We start from the raw sequence: 20,850 nt of genomic DNA on the forward strand, positions 1-20,850 counted from the left end.
CCATCTACGCGGATTCGCGGGACGGGGGACGGGGACGGGGTGAGGGGACGGGGCGGGTCAGCCCTTGACGGAGCCGCTCATGAGTCCGCCGATGAAGTACTTGCCGAGCAGGATGTACACGAGGAGCGTCGGCAGCGACGCGAGGAGTGCGCCCGACATCGAGACGCCGTAGTTCTGCAGCAGCGCGCCGTTCGCGAGGTTGTTGAGCGCGAGGGTCACGGGGCCGTTCTGGCTCGAGGAGAAGAAGACGGCGAAGAGGAAGTCGTTCCACGCTGACGTGAACTGCCAGATGAGCACGACGACGAAGCTGGGGATCGACAGCGGCAGGACGACGGACCCGTAGGTGCGCAGCATGCCGGCGCCGTCGATGCGCGCGGCCTCGATGAGCTCGTTCGGCACGGACTCGTAGTAGTTCCGGAAGATGAGCGTCGTGATGGGCAGGCCGTAGATGACGTGGAGGAGGATGAGCGACGGGATGCCCGAGGGGATGCCGAGGTCGATGACGAGCTGCGAGAGCGGGATCATCACGGCCTGGTACGGGATGAACATGCCGAAGAGGATGAGTGTGAAGACGAGGTCGGCGCCGCGGAACCGCCATCGTGAGAGGACGAACCCGTTGATCGACCCGAGGAACGACGAGATGAGCGCGGCGGGTACGACCATCTGGAGGGTGCGGACGATCGCAGGGGAGAGCGTCTCCCAGGCGAGCTGCCAGTTCTCGAGCGTCCACACCTGGGGGAGGTTCCAGGCGCGCGACGGTGCGGCGTCGCCCGCGCCCTTGAAGCTCGTGACGAGCAGCACGTAGACGGGGATGAGCACGAGGACGAGGAAGAACAGCAGGAGCGCGTAGCGGGCGGTCCGCCCGACGGAGAAGCGCGAGCGGGTGGCGGTGGGCGGGACCTGGCGTTCGGGGGGTGCGGTGAGGGTCGAGGCGGTCATCGTCGGCCTTCCCGTGCGAGGTGGACGAGGTACGGGATGATGAGCACGGCAACGATGACGAGCAGGATCGAGCCGACCGCTGCGGAGCTCGCATAGTCGAAGCTGGCCTTGAGCTGGTACATGTCGATTGCGGGCACCTTGGTCTGGTAGTTCGCAGGCTTCGAGATCGCCATGATGAGATCGAAGGCCTTGAGCGACATGTGGCCGATGATGACGACGGCGGAGAGCGCGACGGGGCCGAGCTGCGGGAAGAGCACGTGGCGGTAGAGCTTCCACTCGGTCGCGCCGTCGACGCGCGCGGCCTCGCGCAGCTCCTCGGGGATGCCGCGGAAGCCGGCGAGGAAGAGCGCCATGACGTAGCCGGAGAGCTGCCAGATCGCGGGGATTGCGATCGCGGTGATGCCGACGGAATTGTTGTTCCACCAGTTGTTCTGGAGGAAGTCGAGCCCGACGATCTGGAAGAGCCGGTTGAGGCCGGAAGCTTGCTCGCCCTGGTTGGAGTTGAGGAGCCAGCGCCACACGACGCCGGAGGCGACGAACGAGACGGCCATGGGGAAGAGGTACACGGAGCGGAAGATGCCCTCGAAGCGCATGGGGCGGTCGAGGAGCCAGGCCCAGAGGAACCCGAAGGCCATGGTGCCGACGAGGAAGACGACCGTGTAGAGCAGGAGGTTCTTGAGCGAGTGCTGGAACGAGTCGGACCCGAGGAGGTCGAGGTAGTTCTGGAGGCCGACGAAGACGGAGGGCTCGACGCCTGCGGCCTGTGCGGAGGTGTGGTTGTCGGTCATGGACGTCTGGACGTTGACGGCGAGGAGGCCGTAGACGAAGACGCTCAGCAGGACGAGGGTCGGTGAGATGAGCAGGAGCGGTGGGAGCCACCGCTTGTACGTGCGCACGGGTGTCGCCTCCGTGGTCGTCGGGTCGGGCTGTGCGTGGGGAGGGGCGGGGTGCGCACGTCGGTGCGCACCCCGCCCGTGGTGTCAGCCCTGGGCCGCGGTGGCGAGCTCGGCCTGGAAGCCGGCGAGGTCGGTCGCGCCGGTCGTGAACTTGCTCGTGGCCTCGGAGATCTTGTTGAGCCACGCGATCGGGGTCGCGGCGCCGTGGGCGAGCGACGAGACGATCTTGTCCTGGCCGAAGGACGTGATGGCGGTCTGCTGGTACTCGGAGAAGTCCGAGGCCTTGGCGTCGGTGCGGGCCGGGATGGATCCCTTGGCCTTGTTGAAGGCGGTCTGGCCGTCGAGCGAGCCGACGGTCTCGAGCCAGGCCTTGGCGCCGTCCGGGTGCGGTGCCCCGACGGGGAGGGTGAAGGAGTCGGCGAGGAAGTCGAAGACGCCGTCCGTGCCGGGCACCGGGAAGTACGTGAAGTCGGTGCCGGCCGTCTTGTCGGCCTCCTCGAACGCGGCGACCGCCCAGTCACCCATGACGTTGAACGCGGCCTGGCCGTCCATGACGAGCTGGGTGGCCTCGGGCCAGTCGAGCCCGTCGCGGTCGGTGTTCGTGTAGGACATGAGCTTCTGGAAGGTGGTGAGCGCGCCGGTGACGTCGGCGCCGTCCCACGCGGTCGTGCCGTCCCAGAGGCCGGAGTAGCCGTCGACGCCGAGCTCGGCGAGGAGGACGGTTTCGAGGAGGTGGACCTGGGTCCAGGTCGTCGCGACGGAGAGGGGAGTCTTGCCGGAGGCCTTGATCTTGTCCATCGCGGTCATCCAGTCGGCGATGGTCGCGTACGTCGCGGTGGCGTCGAGGCCTGCGCCGGTGAGGACCGAGGGGTTGGCCCAGACGACGTTGGCGCGGTGGATGTTCGAGGGGATGGAGTAGATCTTGCCGTCGACGGTGAGGCGGTTGACGAGGTCGGCGGGGAACGCGTCGCGGAGCTTGAACTCGTCGTAGAGGTTCGAGACGTCCTGGAGCTGGCCGGCCTTGATGTAGTCGGTGAGCTCGGCGCCGGCGTGGGCCTGGAACGTGTCCGGCGGGTTCTTCTGCTGGAGGCGGGTCTGGAGGAGCTCCTTGGCGGCGGAGCCGGCGCCGCCGGCGACGGCGCCGTTGACGAACTTCACGTCGGGGTGCTGGGTGTTGAAGACCTTGACGAGGGCGTCGAGGCCGAGCTTCTCGGAGCCGGACGCCCACCAGGTGAAGACCTCGACCTCGCTGCCGGCGGCGTCGGGCTTGTCGCCCTCGTCGTCGGAGCAGGCTGCGAGGGAGAACGTGAGTGCGGTGGCGGCGAGCGCCGCGGTGAGGGCCGCCTTGCTGACTCTGCGCATGAAGGGTGTCCTCCGTGTGAGTGGCCTCCGGCGCGTCGTTGCGTCGGGTGGGTGCGTCGTCGCGCCCGGGCCGTTGGTCCTAGAGAAGCCGGTGCCGCCATTGGCGTCAAGTCTTGAACGCAAGAGATGTTCAATCGTGATGTGGGCTTCGGGAGGTGGAGTTGATGCGGCGCGGGCAGCCCAGAACCCGGCGGCCTCCGCTGCTGACAGGAACGGATGCCGTAGGATCACCAACCGTGAGCATCGACCGGCTGACGCCGGGTTCGCAGACTTCACTGCGTGAAGCCAACCGGGCCCGGGTCGTGAAAGCGGTCCAGCAGCGCGGCGCCCTCACGCAGGTCGAGCTGGCTGGCGTCACAGGGCTGTCCCCAGCCACCGTCTCGAACATCGTCAAGGAGCTCACGGCCGCGGGGGTCCTCGCAACCTCCCCGACGTCCCGCTCGGGCCGGCGCGCCCAGCAGGTGACGCTCGCCCGCGCCCTCGGCCTCGTCGGCGGGGTCCACTTCGGCATCCGCACGCTGCGCGTCGCCCTCGCCGACACCTCCGGCCGCACCGTCGCCGAGCAGCGTATGCCCCTCGCGCCCGACCACCGCGCCGACATCGGCCTCGACCGCGTCGCCCTCCTCCTCGAGGAGATGCTCGAGCAGGTCGACGCGACCCGTGACGAGCTCCTGCGTGTCGGCGTCGGCGTCGCCGCCCCCATCGACCCGGCCGACGGACGCGTGACGACGCGCGGTCTGCTGCGCGGCTGGGACGGAGTCCGGGTCGCCGACGTCCTCGGCGAGCAGCTCGCCGTCCCCATCGACGTCGACAACGACGCGAACCTCGGCGCCCTCGCCGAGTCCCGCCAGGGCGCCGCGCGGGAGTTCCGCGACGTCGTCTACATCCGCGTCTCCAACGGTGTCGGCGCCGGCCTCGTCCTTGGCGGGCGCGTCCACCACGGCCGCTCGGGAGCCGCGGGCGAGATCGGCCACTCGACGATCGACGAGAACGGTCCCGTGTGCCGCTGCGGCAACCGCGGATGCCTCGAGATGTACGTCGCTGCGCCCTCGCTCCTCGCGATGCTCGAACCCACGCACGGCACCCTCTCGATGCAGGGCGTGCTCGACCGCGCCGCTGCCGGCGACCTCGGCTGCGTGCGCGTCCTCGAGGACTCGGGGAGGCACCTCGGTGTCGCGGTCGCCAACCTCTGCAACCTCGTCGACCCCGAGATCGTCGTCGTCGGGGGCCAGGTCGCCGCCGCGGGCGAGCTGCTGCTCGATCCGCTGCGGGCCTCGCTCGCGCGGCGCGCCGTCCCGTCCGACGAAGGGCCCGTGCCCGTCGTCCTCGCCGAGTTCGGGACGCAGTCCGAGCTGCGCGGCGCCGTCCTCCTCGCCCTCGAGAACGTCGAGATCGCACGCGGGGGTCCCCGATGACCCTCGTCTCGCGCAGGGTCGGCGCCGCGCGCCGCACCCGCGCCGCTGCGGTGCTCGCGGCGGTGCTCGCCGCGGCCGCCCTCGGCCTCGCGGGCTGCGTCCCCGCCGACGAAGGTCCGACGATCGCGTTCCTCATGCCCGACGCGACGACCGAGCGGTGGGAGCACCTCGACCGCCCCACGATGGAGCACGTCGTCGCACAACGCTGCTCGACCTGCACGTTCCGTTACGCGAACGCGCGCGAGGACGCGCTTGCGCAGCGTGAGCAGGCCGAGTCGTTCCTCGCCGACGGCGCCGACGTCCTCGTCCTCACCGCCGTCGACGGGGCGAGCGCCCTCTCGATCGTCGCCGAGGCGACGTCGCGCGGCGTGCCCGTCATCGCGTACGACCGCTTCCTCGCCTCCCCGGACGTCGCGTTCTACGTGTCGTTCGACCCGCGGCGGGTCGGCCGCATCCAGGGCGACGCGCTCGTCGCCGAGCTCGCGGCCCGCGGGAAGGCTGACGGCGGCATCCTCGTCGTCGGAGGCGCGGCGTCGGACCCCAACGCGGTCAACAACCGGGCCGGCCTCGACGCGGCCCTCGCAGGCACCGAGCACACGATCCTCGCGGAGATCGACGTGCCGGGCTGGAGCCCCGACCTCGCCCGCGACTGGGTCGCCGACCAGATCGCCCGCGTCGGTGCCGAGAACGTCGCGGGCGTCTATGCCGCGAACGACGCACTCGCGGCGGCCGCGATCTCCGCGCTCCTCGCGGCCGGTGCCGACCCCCTGCCCGTCGTCACCGGGCAGGACGCCGAGCTCGCTGCGGTCCAGCGGATCGTCGCGGGCCAGCAGACGATGACGGTCTACAAGGCGATCGCCCAGCAGGCCAGGACCGCCGCCGAGATCGCCGTGCGCATCGCGCGCGGCGAACCACCCGTCGTCCCGACCCGCGTCGACGGCGTGCCCGCCGTCCTCCTCACCCCGACGGGGGTCGGCCGGGACGACGTCGCGAACATCCTCGTCGGAGGCGGCGTCCTCGCCGTCGACGACATCTGCACCCCCACCTTCGTCCAGGCCTGCACCGACGCCGGCCTCCTGCCGAGGAGCACCCCGTGACCCCCGCCCCCGTCCTCGCCCTGCGCAAGGTCACGAAGACCTTCGGCGCCGTCCGTGCGCTCGTCGACGTCGACCTCGCCGTCCACCCGGGGGAGGTCCTCGCGGTCGTCGGCGACAACGGCGCAGGCAAGTCGACCGTCGTGAAGATCCTCGCGGGCGTGCTCGGTCCGGACACGGGCACGCTCGAGCTCGACGGCAACGTCGTGACGTTCCCGACGCCGGGGGCGGCCCGCGCCGCGGGCGTCACCGCGGTGTTCCAGGACCTTGCGCTCTGCGACAACCTCGACGTCGTCGAGAACATCTTCCTCGGCCACGAGCTCCGCGAGCGTGGACGGCGGTCGGGTGCGCTGCTCGACGAGGTCGAGATGGAGCGGCGCGCGTGGGAGCTGCTCGGCGAGCTCGCGGTGCGACTGCCGTCCGTGCGCGTCCCCGTCGGGACGCTCTCCGGCGGGCAGCGGCAAGCGGTCGCGATCCTTCGCGCTCTCCACGGGGAGCCGCGCGTCGTCCTCCTCGACGAGCCGACGTCGGCGCTCGGCGTCGCCCAGACGGCCGAGGTCCTCACGCTCGTCGAGCGGCTGCGGGACCGGGGCCTCGGGGTCGTCCTCGTGTCGCACTCCATGGCGGACGTCCACGCGGTCGCCGACCGCATCGCGGTCCTGCGTCTCGGGCGGCACGCCACGACGTTCGACGCGCGCACGACGAGCTACGAGGACCTTCTTGCCGCGGTCACGGGGGCGCGGGTTCCGGGCCCGACGGCGGGGCCGCCCCGTCGCGTGTCGCACGAGGCCGACGCTCGCAGTAGTGCGACGGGAGGCGAGCGATGAGCGGGCTCGACCTCTCCCGCCTGCGGGACCTCGCAGGTCGACGGGCCGCGGGGGGCCTCGCGGCCCTCGCCGTCGTGTGGATCGTCCTCGGGGTCGCGACGCCACGCTTCCTCTCCGCGGACAACCTCGTCAACGTCACGCAGCAGTCCGCCGTCACGGGGATGCTCACGCTCGGGGTCGTCCTCGTCATGCTCATCGGGCACCTCGACATCTCTGTCGGGGCGGTCTCCGGGCTGGGATCGGCGACCGTCGCGGTCGCCGTCGTCCAGCACGGTCTGCCCGAGGTGGTCGCGATCCTCCTCGCGGTCCTCACGGGCGTCGTCCTCGGCCTCGCCTACGGGTTGCTCAGCACGCGTCTCGGGCTGCCCGGGTTCGTCCTCACCCTGGCGGGGCTCCTCGTCGCGCTCGGCCTCCAGCTGCAGGTTCTGGGCCGGACGGGTGCGGTCAACCTCCCGTTCGAGACGGGGCTCGTGCGGTTCGCGCAGCAGGCATACGTGGCGACCCCGGTCGCGCTCGGCGTCGGGGCGTTCGTTGTCGTAGTCGTGGGGTTCCTCGGGGCGCACGAGCGGCGTCGGCGCGACCGCGCCGGTCTCGCGGGAGACAGCTGGGTGCGGATCGGCACGCGGACGGGCCTGCTCGCGGCGCTGCTGCTCGGCGGCACCCTCTACCTGTCGACGGCTCGGGGCGTCGGGTGGATGTTCGTCCTGTTCCTCGTCGTCGTCATGGTGGTCGACGTCTGCCTGCGGCGCACGAGCTGGGGTCGCCACGTGCGGGCGATCGGCGGCAGCGTCGAGTCGGCCCGGCGGGCGGGGCTCGGCGTCGACCGCACGATCATCTCGGTGTACGTGCTGTGCTCGTCGCTCGCGGCGTTCGGCGGCGTCCTCGCGGCGGGGCGGCTCGCGGCCGCGAACCAGGGGACGGGCGGTGCGGAGCTGAGCCTCACGGCGATCGCGGCCGCGCTCATCGGCGGGGCGAGCCTCTATGGCGGGCGCGGGAGCGCGTGGTCGGCGGTGCTCGGCGTCGCGGTCGTCCAGTCGATCTCGACGGGCCTCGCGATGCTCGGTGCCGAGGCGTCGGTGCGGTACCTCATCCTCGGTGTCGTTCTCGTCGTCGCCGTCGCGATCGATGCGTCGGGCAAACGTGAGGGCGGCCGGGGCCGGGCGTAGGTGCTCCCGCGCCGCGGGTCAGCGGAAGATCACCGTACGGTGCCCGTTGAGGAGCACGCGGTGCTCGGAGTGCCAGCGGACCGCGCGGGCGAGGACGCGCCGCTCGACGTCCTGCCCGAGCGCGACGAGCTCCTCGGTCGAGCGTGAGTGGTCCACGCGCTCGACGTCCTGCTCGATGATCGGTCCCTCGTCGAGGTCTGCGGTGACGTAGTGGCTCGTCGCACCGATGAGCTTGACGCCGCGCTCGTGCGCCTGGTGGTACGGCTTCGCGCCCTTGAACGACGGCAGGAACGAATGGTGGATGTTGATGATCCGCCCCTCGAGCCGCCGGCAGAGGTCGTCGGAGAGCACCTGCATGTACCGGGCGAGGACGACGAGCTCGACGTTGAGCTCGTCGACGAGCGCGAGGAGTGCGGCCTCGGCGTCGGGCTTCGTCTCCTTCGTCACCGGGATGTGGTGGAACGGCTTGCCGTAGAACGCGGCGAGCGTCGCGAGGTCCGTGTGGTTGCCGACGACGCCGACGACGTCGATCTCGAGCCCCTCCGAGCGCTGCCGGAACAGCAGGTCGTTGAGGCAGTGCGCGGCCTTGGAGACGAGGACGAGCGTGCGCACGGGGCGTCCGACGACGTCGAGCGTCCACGTCATGTCGAAGCGTGCCGCGAGGTCGCCGATGGCGTCCTTGAGCACTGCCTCGTCGGCCGCGGTGCGCACCTGGACACGCATGAAGAAGCGGTCGGTCTCGGGGTCGCCGTACTGCTGCGACTCGGTGATGTTGCCGCCGTGCTCCGCGAGCAGCCCCGAGACAGCGTGGACAATGCCGGGGCGGTCGGGGCAGGAGAGGGTGAGGACCCAGTGCGTCGGGTCGGGCTCGGGCGTCGCGCCGAAGGCGCTGGAGGCGGCGGTGGTCACGGGCCGAGGGTAGTCCACCGGCTGCCGGAAGGGTGCTGGAGCGCGCCTGACGGACGCCGTGGCGCGACGCGGGGTGGACGACGCGTGCGGCACCCGACGTGACCTGACACGATGTGGATATGAACGACGCCCTCCGCATCGGTCCCGTCACCCTCGAGCACGCCGGCGAGCTCCTCACGCTGCGGCGCGCCGCGTTCGTCACGGAGGCGCAGACGTACGACGACCCGTTCATCCCGCCGCTCACGCAGACGCTGGACGAGCTCCGCGCGGACCTCGAGGCCGAGGGCGTCATCACCCTCGGTGCGTGGGACGGCCCGCGGCTCGTCGGCTCGGTGCGCGTCGAGCTCGAGGGGTCGAAGGCGACGCTCGGCCGCCTTGCCGTGGCGCCCGACCGTCAGGGCGAGGGCATCGGCACGCAGATGATGCTCACGGTCGCGCCCATGCTGCCGGAGGAGACCGAGGAGATCTGGGTCTTCACGGGCCGCGACTCCAAGCAGAACCTCGCGATGTACCAGAACCAGGGCTACGAGCACCAGTTCGACGAAACCGTCGGCGACCTCACGTACGCGTACCTGCGGCGCATCCTCGGGGAGGACGTCGAGGGCTGAGGTCCTCGCGGGACGCCGGCTTCACGCACCTGCGGTCGGTCACGTCCGTGGGTTGTCCCTCGTCACGCGCGAGGTTCGTGAGCTCGGCGAGCCGCTCCGCGTCAATGGTCGCGGTGCCAGGGTGGCTCGGGACACCGTTCGCGCCGGGAGCCGCTGGCTTCAGGGTCCTCCCAAGGGGCTTCGTCCCGCGATGTGTGCGAGGAACTCCTCCTCGAACGTCACGATGCCGGTGCCGACCGCCTCGAGCTTGGCCTTGATGACCAGCGCCAGGGCTCGCCACCGCTGGCGGCCCGCCTGCTCGTACTCCTTCGTCGCGGCCGCCGCGGTCCTCTCTCGCCCCGTAGGTGTGAGGCAGAACTCCCGGCTCTCGCGCTCGGGCATCGGCAGTTCGAAACGGACGCGGCGCCCGGAGGCCTCGAACCCGATCGCCGCGCGGTCAGTCGTACATCCGTAGGTGAACGCCGTCGCGCCGTAGCGCTGCAAGGTCCGTTCGATCTCGGCGCGCGAGGACGCAGAGTCCACGGAGGTTCGTTCGGCGTAGGCGCTCATCGCAGCTGGTCTCCTGTCTGGACGGATGTGGTTCTGGCAGACCTATGTGCGGACGTCGACGCGCGGCGCGAATGCCCCGGCTCTAGCGCTGCGCGAGCCAGATCGGTAGCGTTCATGCTGGCTTGTCCGGCTTCAAGGGAGAAGAATGCGCACGTTATCGATGATCGCCGCCGGGGCCTTGTCCCTTGCGTTGCTGGGATCCTGAGTGGCCGTCGCTGGGGAGGCAGTGCCCCCGACGACGATCGGGGTGACCTACGACTCAACCGAGAGCACGCAAGAGATCATCGACAGGGCCAGCGATCAGGCGCCCGGACTGAGCGCTGCACAGCTCGCAGAGCTCTACGAGTCGATCGACGAGATTCGGACACCGGTCACGCAGGACACCAGTGCTCCTGCGAGCACCTCTCGGATCTCACAGTCCGCCTTCAACAGGCTGCCTGTCGCAGGGGGTGTGGCTGCGGGTACGAACAGGAGAAAGTGGACTTACAACGTTGTCGTTGAGCACTCCGAGTGCAAGGTGCTGGGCATGGCGTGCACCCTGAAGGATCGCAGGAGGGTGAGAGTCACGATCGATCCAAGTGAGTGGCTGACCCGCGTAACAACTGACACGCTGTATTTTCCCAGCACGGGCCGGCTGACGGATATGACGATTTACGTCGACGGGCTCCAGAACGGCACCTTCGCGTACAACAACTTCTTCCGTCACCTCCCTGAGACTCTGGCGCCGACGAAAAACACAAGCGCCAACTACTTCAGCATCAAGGGCAACGGGTTCGCCTACTACCTGCGGGCGGACTACCTTTCTGGCGGGACTCGACTTCAGGTCAGGCCCGGCCGGACGGAGTACGGTGCGTGCAGCAAGGCGTCCATTCCCACCTGCAAGTGGTGATGATCCGATGGACCGTGATACTTACCTGTCGTTGACGATCGAGCAGCGAGCGGAGTGGGCGACCCACCCAGGGCCCGTAGCGCCGGAACTGCTCGAGATCATCGTGGAAGACCATGTGTTCGTCGTGGGGACTATCGCGGACGCGAACCTCTCAGAGGATAATCTCGCGATGCTGTACCAGCGCGTTGCCGACCCGGTGATTCGCGGCCGGGTGGCGACAAATCCCCGTGCGCCCTTGGCCCTCCTGGCTCAAGTTCCGCTCAAGGATCACACCGGACGTTCCCTCGAGGCATTCCTCACGCGACTCGGCCCCGGGATCAGTGATCATCCAGGTGTCATCGACGCCGTTTCCGGGCCATGGATCGATGAGCGCCCGATCATCGAGCTGGTCCGTCAAGCGCTCGGCTATGAGGTTGAGCTGCCTGAATGACAGGTACCGCCGACCCCGGAGCGTGATCGCGTGAGATCTCGCCTCGGGGTCGGCGTCGGTGCTCGTCGTAGGCGTGCACGCCGTCGAGCCAGGGGACCTGCGCGCGCAGCGCCGCCAGGTCGCGCGGGCCGCAGTCGATCGGCGAGGTGGCCGCTCCACGCACCGAGCGCGCCAGTCGCTCCACGAAACTCTCGGCGGAGCCGTTCGCTGCGACGAAGCCGCAGTAGCGTGCGGTGCGGGGCGCGTTGCGTCGGTATGCGAAGTCGCAGAAGGCTCGGATGGTCGTCGATTCCGAGATGCAGCAGGCGGCGGCGAACGCCGGCTCGGAGGTTCATCGCGCAGGCACCACAACTTCCTCGGGGATGACCCGGAGATCTGAACCGGCCCGGGTGGTGGATGTACAGCCACGGTCGCGTCCCGACGTGCCTCACGCCACGCCCCGCAGCGCCCCTCGATCTTGCTAGGCTGTGCGGGTCGCGACTGGCGCATTCAGGTGGGTCACCACCGGGGAGCGACATCTTCTTCTCCGACTTCGGGTCGTTCGCCTGGGCCCCGGTCACCGCACCGTCGTGCGCGTGCCCGTCCGGCGCCCGCGCAGACATGCACCTGACTGCACGTCCACCACGTCCGAAGGAGACGAGAATGAGCCAGCACGAGCCGGTCCTCGACCAGGGCCTCGCCGAGGTCGACCCGGAGATCGCCGCCGTCCTCGACGGTGAGCTCGCGCGTCAGCGCGGCACCCTCGAGATGATCGCGTCGGAGAACTTCGTCCCGCGCGCCGTCCTCCAGGCGCAGGGCTCCGTCCTCACGAACAAGTACGCCGAGGGCTACCCGGGCCGCCGCTACTACGGCGGCTGCGAGCAGGTCGACATCGCGGAGGAGCTTGCGCTCTCGCGTGCCAAGGACCTCTTCGGCGCCGAGTACGCCAACGTCCAGCCGCACTCGGGTGCCACCGCGAACGCCGCGGTCCTCCACGCACTCATCAAGCCGGGCGACAAGATCATGGGCCTCGAGCTCGCGCACGGCGGCCACCTCACGCACGGCATGAAGATCAACTTCTCCGGCAAGCTCTACGAGGTCGCCGCGTACGGCGTCGACCCCGAGACCATGCGCCTCGACATGGACAAGGTCCGCGAGCAGGCGCTCGCCGAGCGTCCCGACGTCCTCATCGGCGGCTGGTCCGCGTACCCGCGTCACCTCGACTTCGAGGCCTTCCGCTCGATCGCCGACGAGGTCGGCGCGAAGCTCTGGGTCGACATGGCGCACTTCGCGGGCCTCGTCGCCGCAGGTCTGCACCCCAACCCGGTGCCGCACGCGGACGTCGTCTCCTCGACCGTCCACAAGACGATCGGCGGCCCCCGCTCGGGCTTCATCCTTGCGCGCGAGGAGTACGGCAAGAAGCTTGACTCGGCCGTCTTCCCGGGCCAGCAGGGCGGCCCGCTCATGCACGTCATCGCGGCCAAGGCCGTGTCGTTCAAGCTCGCCGGGAGCGAGGGCTTCAAGGCCCGCCAGGAGCGTGTCCTCTCGGGTGCCCGCATCATCGCAGACCGCCTCACGGCGGACGACGTCCGTGCGGCCGGCGTCGACGTCCTCACGGGCGGCACCGACGTCCACCTCGTGCTCGTCGACCTGCGCAAGTCCGACCTCGACGGCCAGCAGGCCGAGGACCTCCTCCACGCGGCTGGCATCACCGTCAACCGCAACGCCGTCCCGTTCGACCCGCGCCCGCCGCGCGTCACGTCGGGCCTGCGCATCGGCACGCCGGCGCTCGCGACCCGTGGCTTCGGCGACACCGAGTTCACCGAGGTCGCCGAGATCATCGCGACGGCCCTCAAGGGCGGCGCGGACGTCGACGCTCTGCGGGCTCGCGTGCAGCGTCTCGCGGACGACTTCCCGCTCTACCCGGACCTGCAGCAGTACTGACGCACCGCACCGCCCGGCCGGGTCTCCCGGCCGGGCGGTCGCGCGTGGGAGGAGAACCCATGACCGCACAGATCCTCGACGGCAAGGCCACCGCGGCCGCTCTGAAGTCCGAGCTCGCCGAGCGTGTCGCCGCCCTCCGGGCGCGTGGCGTGACGCCCGGCCTCGGCACCGTCCTCGTGGGGGAGGACCCCGGCTCGAAGGCGTACGTCGCGGGCAAGCACCGCGACTGCGCCGAGGTCGGCATCGCCTCGATCCGAGAGGACCTCCCGGCCGACGCCACCCAGGCGGACGTCGAGGCCGCGATCGCGCGCCTCAACGCCGACCCGGCGTGCACCGGGTACATCGTCCAGCTGCCGCTGCCGAAGGGCATCGACACGAACCGCGTGCTCGAGCTCATCGACCCGGACAAGGACGCCGACGGCCTTCACCCGACGAACCTCGGGCGGCTCGTGCTGCGCGTGAGCGAGACCATCGACTCGCCGCTGCCGTGCACGCCCGCGGGCATCCTCGAGCTCGTGGCCCGCCACGGGCTCAGCCTCGCGGGCAAGCACGTCGTCGTCCTCGGGCGTGGCACGACCGTCGGCCGGTCGATCGGCCTGCTGCTCACGCGCAAGGACGTCAACGCGACCGTGACGCTCACGCACACCGGCACCGTCGACGTCGCAGAGCACCTGCGTCGCGCGGACGTCGTCGTTGCGGCGACGGGCGTCGCGCACGTCGTGCGCGCCGCGGACCTCAAGCCGGGCGTCATCGTGCTCGACGTCGGTGTGAGCCGCGTCGAGGACCCTGCCACCGGCAAGGCCCGCCTGCTCGGTGACGTCCACCCGGACGTCGCGGAGGTCGCGTCGTGGATCTCGCCGAACCCCGGCGGGGTCGGTCCCATGACCCGCGCGATGCTGCTCGCGAACGTCGTCGACACCGCGGAGCGCCTCGCACGCTGAGCCCCTCGCACGCTGAGCCCCAGGCAACCGGAGTGTTCCGATAGCCGATCCGTGCACGTGTCGCGACTCGATCGGCTATCGGAACATGGGCGGCGATGCTCGATAGCGGATCCGTCCGCGTGAGCTGTGACGATCGGCTATCGAGGGCGCCGGGGTCAAAGGTTGGGCCGGGGGCAGCGCCGAGGTTGGGCCGGGCCGAAGCCCGGGATGGCCGGTCGTTCGTCGTGGATGCGAGGGTTGCGCACCGGGACGCTCGTCCCATGGCGCGAGACCAGCGGCCGCATGGCGGGACCGTTCCCAAGGTCACCCCGGTGCTCACCCCCGCGACGCGAAGCGGCGCCCGTCCACGTCGCCGCCTGCGGGCGCCACGTCCGTCGGCGGGCGGCGAGCCTCGCTGACCTGCGCCGACGTGCACCACCCGACATGCACCCGCCCGCCGACGTTCACCCCGCGACCCCAGCGCGGACACCCTCGCGGAGTTCTCTGAGAACGTCCAGGGCGCCGTGTGCGATGGCGACGGGCGTGGAACAGGCTGAGCCTGTCCCCACCGTCGACCAGCGCGTGCAACGGCGCACGTGCGAGATTGGGGTTTTTCATGCGTGAGCACCCGGTGAGGGCAGGCGTCGTCGCGACGCTCGCCAGCGCCTCGATGATCGGGACCATTGGTCTCGTGACGGCGGGAGCGGCCACCGCCGCGGTCTCGCCCGAGGCGTCCGTCGTCATCAACGAGGTCTATGGAGGTGGTGGGAACTCGGGCGCGGTCCTCAGCCACGACTTCGTCGAGCTGAAGAACACCGGCACCACGCCGGCGGACCTCAGCGGCTGGAGCCTGCAGTACGCGGCCGCCGCGGGCACGGCCTGGAACAACAGGTTCATCCTCTCCGGCGTGATCCCCGTCGGCGCCACGTTCTTGGTGCAGCTCGCGTCGGGCGGCGCCACCGGGGCGGCGCTCCCGGCCGCCGACGCCACGGGCACCCTCAACCTCTCAGGGTCGAAGGGCAACGTCGCGCTCGTCAGCTCGACCACCGAGCTCAGCTGCCAGGCGGCCGCGTGCGCCACCGACGCTGCGGTCGTCGACCTCGTCGGCTTCGGCACCGGCGCCGCGTTCGCCGGCACCGGGCCTGCACCTGCCCCCTCGAACAGCACGTCGATCAGCCGCACGAACGGCGTCAACACCGCGAGCAACGCTGACGACTTCACCGCGGGCACCCCGACGCCGACGAACGCGAAGGGGGAGACGGAGCCGGGCGGGGAGCCAGACCCGGAGCCCACCGAAGAGCCCACAGAAGAGCCCACCGGCGGCCCCGGCGACGGCGCGCTCGAGCGTACGATCGCCGAGATCCAGGGCACGGGCGACGCGACCCCGCTTGCCGGCAAGCTCGTCCGCACGAAGGGCGTCGTCACGGCCGCCTACGAGACGGGCGGCTTCAACGGCATCGTCGTCCAGACCCCGGGCGCTGACACGACCCCGGACGGGTCGGACGCGGTCTTCGTCTACCTCGGCTCCGGCAACGGCGCGGGCGGCCACGCGATCGGCGACCACGTCATCGTCACGGGCACGGCCGCCGAGTTCAACGGACTCACGCAGATCGCTGGCCCAGGGCTCAAGGTCGTGGCCGACCCGTACGGGACCGGCGACGCCGTCCCGCTCGAGATCGCCTGGCCCGAGAAGGAAGCGGATCGTGAGGCGATCGAGTCGATGCTCATCGCGCCGCAGGGTGCCATGACCGTCTCGAACACGTACTCGACGAACCAGTACGGCGAGGTCGGCCTCGCGGTCGGCACGACGCCGCTGCGCCAGCCCACCGACGCGGCGCGGCCCGGCTCGGCAGCGGCCGCCGCGGTCGCGGCCGACAACACCGCGCGCGGTGTCGTCCTCGACGACGGTGCGTCGACGAACTTCACGTCGTCCGCGAACCAGTCGCAGACGCCGCCTTACGTCTCGCTCGCTGACCCGGTGCGCGTGGGTGCGAAGGTGACGTTCGACGCCCCGCTCGTCGTCGACTTCCGCAACAGCACGTGGAAGCTCAACCCGACGTCGCAGGTGACGCCCGGGCACGAGACCGCATCGTTCGAGGACACACGGACCGACAAGCCGTCGGCCGCGTCGCTCGGCGACGGCGACCTCACGGTCGCGTCGTTCAACGTCCTCAACTACTTCACGACGCTCGGCAAGGACGTCGCCGGCTGCACGCCGTATTCCGACCGCGCAGGCCGCGGCATCACGGTGAAGAGCTGCCCCGGTGACGGGCCGCGCGGCGCGTGGGACGAGGCGAGCCTCGCCCGCCAGCAGGCGAAGATCGTCGCAGCGATCGACGCGCTCGACGCGAGCGTCGTCGGGCTCATGGAGATCGAGAACTCCGCGAAGCTCGGGGAGGCGGCCGACGAGGCCGTCGCCACGATCGTTGCCGCCCTCAACGCGAAGGCGGGCACGGACCGCTGGGACTACGTGCGCTCGTCCGCCGACCTGCCGCCCGTGAGCGAGCAGGACGTCATCACGAACGCGTTGATCTTCCAGAAGGACGAGGTCACGCCCGTGGGCCCGTCCGTCGCGCTCGGTGACCAGTCCGGCACGGGCGAGGCGTTCGTCAATGCTCGCGAGCCGCTCGGGCAGGCGTTCGCGCCCGCGGGCAGCGGCGAGCCGTTCCTCGCGGTCGTCAACCACTTCAAGTCGAAGGGCTCGGCAGGCCCGCTGCCGGGCGACGATGACTCGGGTGACGGGCAGGGCTCCTCGAACGCCTCGCGCAAGGCCCAGGCGGCCGCGCTCGTGTCATGGGTCCCGACGGTCCTCGACGACCTCGCCACGGCCGGTCACACGGTGAGCGACGTCGCGCTGCTCGGCGACTTCAACTCCTACACGCACGAGGACCCCATGATGGCCCTCCACGACGCGGGCTACACGAACGCCCAGGTGAAGAACCCGGCAACCGAGTACTCCTACTCGTTCTCGGGTCTGTCGGGCTCGCTCGACCACGTCCTGCTCAACGACTCGATGCTCGCGCGCACGACCGGCGCGGACATCTGGAACATCAACGCACCGGAGTCCATCGCGCTCGAGTACTCGCGCTACAACAGCCACGGCACGCTCTTCCACGACGCGAGCCCCTTCCGCTCCTCCGACCACGACCCCGTCATCGCGGCGTTCCAGGCGAACGATGCCTCTGCGACGTCGAAGCTCACGTTCCTCAACATCAACGACTTCCACGGTCGGATCGACAGCAACACCGTGAAGTTCGCGGGGACGATCGAGCAGCTGCGCAAGGCGGCGGGGGAGGGCTCGACGCTCTTCCTCTCCGCGGGTGACAGCATCGGTGCGTCGCTGTTCGCCTCGGCGTTCCAGCAGGACACCCCGACGCTCGAGGTCCTCAACGCTCTCGGGCTCGACGCCTCCGCGGTCGGTAACCACGAGTTCGACCAGGGCATCGCCGACCTCACGGGCCGGGTCACGGACACGGCCGACTTCCCGTACCTCGGCGCGAACGTCTACACCAAGGGCACGGCGAACCCGGCGCTGCCCGAGTACGCGCTTGTCGAGAAGGACGGCCTCACCGTCGGCGTCATCGGCGTCGTCACGCAGGAGACCCCGACGCTCGTCACCCCGGCGGGCATCGCGAACCTCGACTTCGGTGACCCGGTCGACGCGGTCAACCGTGTCGCGGCCAAGCTCTCGGACGGCGACGAGTCGAACGGTGAGGCGGACGTCCTCGTCGCCGAGTTCCACGAGGGGGCCTCGGCCGGCGACACGGAGAGCACGACGCTCGAGGCCGAGCTGGCCAAGGGCGGCGCGTTCGCGAAGATCGTCACCGAGACGTCGCCCCTGGTCGATGTCATCTTCACGGGCCACACCCACAAGAAGTACGCGTGGCTCGCACCCGTGACGGGCGGCGGAACACGCCCCATCGTGCAGACGGGCAGCTACGGCGAGAACGTCGGCGTCGTCGAGCTCACCGTCGACCGCGCGACGGGCGACGTCACCGACGCGACCGCACGGAACGTCGCCCGGTCGACGACGGCCGACGACGCGCTCGTCGCGGAGTTCCCGCGCGTCGCCGAGGTGAAGTCGATCGTCGACAAGGCGCTCGCCGAGGCGAACGAGATCGGCAAGCAGCAGGTCGGCTCCGTCACCGCTGACATCACGACCGCGTTCTCCGGTGGTTCCTACGGCCCCGAAGGCTACGTCGGTCCGGGACCGAAGGTCACCGACGGCCGTGACAACCGTGGCGCCGAGTCCACCCTCGGCAACCTCGTCGCCAACGCGCTTCGCGACACGCTCGCGGGCGTCCAGGCCGGCGCCGACATCGGCGTCGTCAACCCGGGCGGGCTGCGCAGCGACCTGCTCTTCGCGAAGAGCGGCGAGGAGGCCACCGACGGCATCGTCACGTTCGCCGAGGCCAACGCGGTGCTCCCGTTCGTCAACAACCTCTGGTCGACGACGCTCACGGGTGCGCAGCTCAAGACGCTGCTTGAGCAGCAGTGGCAGACCAACCCCGACGGCACGATCCCGTCGCGGTCCTACCTGCAGCTCGGACTGTCGGACAACGTCTCGTACACGTTCGACGAGTCGCGTCCGCTCGGCGACCGCATCACGTCGATCACGGTGAACGGCGCGTTCGTCACGGCGTCGGACTCCTTCCGCGTCGGGACGTTCTCGTTCCTCGCGACCGGAGGCGACAACTTCCGCGTCTTCACTCAGGGCACGGGCACGGTCGACTCGGGTCTCATCGACCGTGACGCATGGATGGCCTACCTCACGGCGAACCCGGGCCTCAGCCCGTCGTTCGCGGAGCGGGCCGTCGGGGTCACGGGCAACCCGGCGACCGTCGAGGCGGGCACGGCGCTCTCCTTCGACGTCAGCGGCCTCGACCTCACGAGCCTCGGCGCGAAGCGCAACACGGAGATCACCGCGACGTTCCACGGGGGCACGCTCCCGACGGCAGGCCTCGGCCTCGGCACGTTCGCCGTCACCGAGGGTGCGTCGACGGTCGCCGGCACGGTCCCCGCTGGGGCCGCAGGTGCGACGACGCTCCGCCTCACGGTTGCGCCGTCGGGCACCGTCGTCGAGATCCCGCTCACGGTGACGGCCCCCGTCGTCGTCGACCCGGTGCGCACGAGCACGTCGCTCAGCGTCACGGGTGACCGGGTCGAGGGTCGCGAGCTCACGCTCACGGCACGCGTGACGCCGGTCGCGGCCGGCACGGTCGAGCTCCTCGACGGGACGAGGGTCCTCGGACGCGTCACGGTCGCCGCGGGCACCGCGACGTACCGCACGTCGAGCCTTACCTCTGGCGTCCACCGGCTGTCCGCGCGGTTCGTGCCGACTGACCCGACGGCGTACGCCGGGTCGACGTCCGCGACGAGCCTCGTGACGATTGCCGCGAAGCCCGTCGAGAAGTCGAAGGTCACGGTGAAGGCGAAGGTCTCACCGTCACGCGTCGACTACGGCCGCGCGGCGAAGGTCACGGTCACGGTCGTCGGGAAGACCTCGGCGCCCCGGGGCGTCGTCGGGATCTACGACGGCTCGAAGCGCATCGCGCGCGGCACGCTCAAGGTGTCGGGCCGCACGGGCAAGGTCACCGTGACCCTGCCGAAGACCCTCAAGGTCGGCACGCACCGTCTCACGGCTCGCTACGGAGGAACCTCGACGACGCTCGCGGGCACGTCGAAGGCCACGACGCTCCGGGTCGTCAAGGCGAAGCCGAAGGTGTCCGTCACCGTGGCTCGTGACGGTCGGAGCCTCACGGTGCGCGTGAGCGCGAAGGGCTACACGCCGACGGGCAAGGTGTCCGTGCGGGTCGACAAGGGAGGTTCGAAGCTCGTCACGCTCCGCAAGGGCAGCGCGACGGTCAAGCTCTCGAAGCCGCGTCCTGGCCGGCACACGTACACGGTGAAGTACCTCGGCACGAGTGGCACTGCAAGCAAGACCGTCAAGGTGACACGCGTCATCCGCTGACGCCGCTCTCCACGGCGGGGTCCTGCGCGCGAGCGCACGGCCCCGCCGTGCTGCTCCGGGCGCTCGTGCGGGATGTCGGAGGCATGGGGGAGGATGGTGGGCGCCGGGCGACCCCGGCCTCGCCCGTCCGTACCTGCAGGAGGACCCGTGTCGATCAAGGTCACGACGGTCAACGTCAATGGAATCCGTGCCGCCTACCGCAAGGGCATGGACGCGTGGCTCGCGACGGAGGAGCCGGACGTCGTGCTCATCCAGGAGGTGCGGGCGCCCGACGACATCGTGCGGTCGCTCATCGGCGACGGCTGGCACGTCGTCCACCAGGCGTGCACCGTCAAGGGGCGCGCAGGCGTCGCGATCGCGTCGCGCCTTCCGCTGTCGGCCGCGCGCATCGGTCTCGCCGAGGTCGAGCCGGACGTCGACACGGGACGCTGGGTCGAGGCTGACGTCGAGCTGCCGTCGGGCGGGACCCTCACGGTCGTCTCGACGTACATCCACTCGGGTACGGCAGGCACCCCGAAGATGGACGAGAAGTACGCGCACCTCGAGAAGGTCACGGCGCGCATGCGTGAGCTCGCCTCGGCGGGCGGGTTCACGGTCGTCGCGGGCGACATCAACATCGCGCACCGCAACAACGACATCAAGAACTGGAAGGGCAACCTCAAGAGCGCGGGCTTCCTCCCCGAGGAGCGCGCGTACCTCGACGTGTGGTTCGACGAGCTCGGCTTCGTTGACCTCGGCCGACGCTTCGCGGGTGACGTGCCCGGCCCGTACACGTGGTGGTCCAACCGCGGGCAGGCCTTCGACAACGACGCGGGCTGGCGCATCGACTACCACCTCACGACGCCCGCGCTCGCGGACGCCGCACGGTCGATCGAGGTGGGTCGTGCGGCGAGCTACGACACCCGTTGGTCGGACCACGCCCCGCTCACGGCGGTCTACGACATCTGAGTCG

General features: G+C 70.4%; 16 protein-coding genes and 1 riboswitch. Of the genes, 11 read left to right on the plus strand and 5 right to left on the minus strand.

Annotated elements, in window-relative coordinates:
- Nucleotides 1-57: 57 nt before the first annotated feature.
- From IGS67_RS05280 to IGS67_RS05290, 3 genes are all read right to left on the minus strand, one after another.
- Nucleotides 58-939 (minus strand): carbohydrate ABC transporter permease, encoded by an 882-nt coding sequence (locus tag IGS67_RS05280; protein ID WP_192278544.1) that lies wholly within the window; start codon nucleotides 937-939, stop codon nucleotides 58-60.
- Nucleotides 936-1,835 (minus strand): carbohydrate ABC transporter permease, encoded by a 900-nt coding sequence (locus IGS67_RS05285; protein WP_192278546.1) that lies wholly within the window; start codon nucleotides 1,833-1,835, stop codon nucleotides 936-938. Before IGS67_RS05285 ends, IGS67_RS05280 begins: the two co-directional genes overlap by 4 nt.
- Before the next feature lie 84 nt (nucleotides 1,836-1,919).
- Nucleotides 1,920-3,197 carry an ABC transporter substrate-binding protein gene (locus tag IGS67_RS05290; protein ID WP_192278548.1) on the minus strand — a complete coding sequence of 426 codons (1,278 nt, stop codon included), beginning with the start codon at nucleotides 3,195-3,197 and terminating at the stop codon, nucleotides 1,920-1,922.
- Nucleotides 3,198-3,433: 236 nt separating this feature from the next.
- On the opposite strand from IGS67_RS05290, the gene IGS67_RS05295 reads away from it, so the two are divergent.
- Genes IGS67_RS05295 through IGS67_RS05310 form a run of 4 tightly spaced genes read left to right on the plus strand, consistent with a single transcriptional unit; the run spans nucleotide 3,434 to nucleotide 7,699 of the window.
- Nucleotides 3,434-4,612 (plus strand): ROK family transcriptional regulator, encoded by a 1,179-nt coding sequence (locus IGS67_RS05295; RefSeq protein ID WP_192278551.1) that lies wholly within the window; start codon nucleotides 3,434-3,436, stop codon nucleotides 4,610-4,612.
- Nucleotides 4,609-5,709 (plus strand): substrate-binding domain-containing protein, encoded by a 1,101-nt coding sequence (locus IGS67_RS05300; protein WP_210767067.1) that lies wholly within the window; start codon nucleotides 4,609-4,611, stop codon nucleotides 5,707-5,709. Before IGS67_RS05295 ends, IGS67_RS05300 begins: the two co-directional genes overlap by 4 nt.
- Nucleotides 5,706-6,533, plus strand: coding sequence for an ATP-binding cassette domain-containing protein (locus IGS67_RS05305; RefSeq protein WP_192278553.1), 828 nt, complete (start codon nucleotides 5,706-5,708; stop codon nucleotides 6,531-6,533). Before IGS67_RS05300 ends, IGS67_RS05305 begins: the two co-directional genes overlap by 4 nt.
- Nucleotides 6,530-7,699: an ABC transporter permease subunit gene (locus IGS67_RS05310; RefSeq protein ID WP_192278555.1), complete on the plus strand. Its 1,170-nt coding sequence runs from the start codon at nucleotides 6,530-6,532 to the stop codon at nucleotides 7,697-7,699. Before IGS67_RS05305 ends, IGS67_RS05310 begins: the two co-directional genes overlap by 4 nt.
- Nucleotides 7,700-7,717: 18 nt before the next feature.
- On the opposite strand, the gene purU is transcribed toward IGS67_RS05310, so the two are convergent.
- Nucleotides 7,718-8,608, minus strand: coding sequence for a formyltetrahydrofolate deformylase (gene purU, locus IGS67_RS05315; protein WP_192278557.1), 891 nt, complete (start codon nucleotides 8,606-8,608; stop codon nucleotides 7,718-7,720).
- A 119-nt stretch (nucleotides 8,609-8,727) separates the two neighbouring features.
- On the opposite strand from purU, the gene IGS67_RS05320 reads away from it, so the two are divergent.
- On the plus strand, nucleotides 8,728-9,216 hold the full coding sequence (locus tag IGS67_RS05320; RefSeq protein ID WP_192278559.1) for a GNAT family N-acetyltransferase: 489 nt from the start codon (nucleotides 8,728-8,730) through the stop codon (nucleotides 9,214-9,216).
- Nucleotides 9,217-9,375: 159 nt separating this feature from the next.
- On the opposite strand, the gene IGS67_RS05325 is transcribed toward IGS67_RS05320, so the two are convergent.
- A complete protein-coding gene (locus IGS67_RS05325; protein ID WP_192278561.1) occupies nucleotides 9,376-9,738 on the minus strand; it encodes a hypothetical protein in 363 nt (120 codons plus the stop codon).
- 232 nt (nucleotides 9,739-9,970) lie between these two features.
- On the opposite strand from IGS67_RS05325, the gene IGS67_RS05330 reads away from it, so the two are divergent.
- The 6 genes from IGS67_RS05330 (at nucleotide 9,971) to IGS67_RS05355 (ending at nucleotide 20,846) form a co-directional block, all read left to right on the plus strand.
- Nucleotides 9,971-10,654, plus strand: coding sequence for a hypothetical protein (locus IGS67_RS05330; RefSeq protein ID WP_192278563.1), 684 nt, complete (start codon nucleotides 9,971-9,973; stop codon nucleotides 10,652-10,654).
- Nucleotides 10,655-10,685: 31 nt separating this feature from the next.
- Nucleotides 10,686-11,084: a hypothetical protein gene (locus IGS67_RS05335; RefSeq protein WP_192278565.1), complete on the plus strand. Its 399-nt coding sequence runs from the start codon at nucleotides 10,686-10,688 to the stop codon at nucleotides 11,082-11,084.
- A 466-nt stretch (nucleotides 11,085-11,550) separates the two neighbouring features.
- Nucleotides 11,551-11,642: riboswitch (ZMP/ZTP riboswitch) on the plus strand.
- Between the two features lie 84 nt (nucleotides 11,643-11,726).
- The gene (glyA, locus tag IGS67_RS05340; RefSeq protein ID WP_192278567.1) at nucleotides 11,727-13,007 is read left to right on the plus strand and encodes a serine hydroxymethyltransferase; all 1,281 of its coding nucleotides are present in this window, start codon (nucleotides 11,727-11,729) and stop codon (nucleotides 13,005-13,007) included.
- Between the two features lie 59 nt (nucleotides 13,008-13,066).
- A complete protein-coding gene (locus IGS67_RS05345; RefSeq protein WP_192278569.1) occupies nucleotides 13,067-13,948 on the plus strand; it encodes a bifunctional methylenetetrahydrofolate dehydrogenase/methenyltetrahydrofolate cyclohydrolase in 882 nt (293 codons plus the stop codon).
- Between the two features lie 595 nt (nucleotides 13,949-14,543).
- On the plus strand, nucleotides 14,544-19,898 hold the full coding sequence (locus IGS67_RS05350) for an ExeM/NucH family extracellular endonuclease (protein ID WP_192278572.1): 5,355 nt from the start codon (nucleotides 14,544-14,546) through the stop codon (nucleotides 19,896-19,898).
- Between the two features lie 93 nt (nucleotides 19,899-19,991).
- Nucleotides 19,992-20,846, plus strand: a complete 855-nt coding sequence (locus IGS67_RS05355) for an exodeoxyribonuclease III (protein WP_192278574.1) — start codon at nucleotides 19,992-19,994, stop codon at nucleotides 20,844-20,846.
- The last annotated feature ends 4 nt before the right edge of the window (nucleotides 20,847-20,850 follow it).

The organism is Flavimobilis rhizosphaerae (assembly GCF_014852685.1).
GTDB lineage: Bacteria > Actinomycetota > Actinomycetes > Actinomycetales > Cellulomonadaceae > Flavimobilis > Flavimobilis rhizosphaerae.